General features: G+C 70.1%; 1 protein-coding gene. It reads left to right on the top strand.

The window, feature by feature from the left end:
• Positions 1 to 52: 52 nt before the first annotated feature.
• Positions 53 to 271: hypothetical protein (locus SB660_RS20670; protein WP_410584220.1), on the top strand; the 219-nt coding region annotated here is incomplete at its 3' end.

The raw sequence follows: 271 nt of genomic DNA, 5'->3' as shown, positions 1-271 counted from the left end.
CACCACGCCGCGCACCTCTCGCGCGGCTCGCGCCACTCTCTGGAGAACGACGATGACCCCCACCTCGACCGATGCGGTAAAGACCAACCTCAACGAAGCCGGCTCGCACCTCGCGCAGGCCGCGCGTGACGCGACCAGCGCGGTCAAGAGCGCGTCCGCCGTCGCCGCCGACGAGCTCAAGCTCGGCAAAGCCAGCGTCAAGGCGGACCTCGCCGACTCCGCGATCTCCGGCATCGCCGCGTTCGAGGAAGGCCAGGCCGCGGTCAAGGAA

Source organism: Bacillus sp. SIMBA_005, from assembly GCF_046535585.1.
GTDB classification, from domain to species: Bacteria; Bacillota; Bacilli; order Bacillales; family Bacillaceae; genus Bacillus; species Bacillus pumilus.
This window is presented reverse-complemented; position numbering and strand designations above follow the sequence as displayed.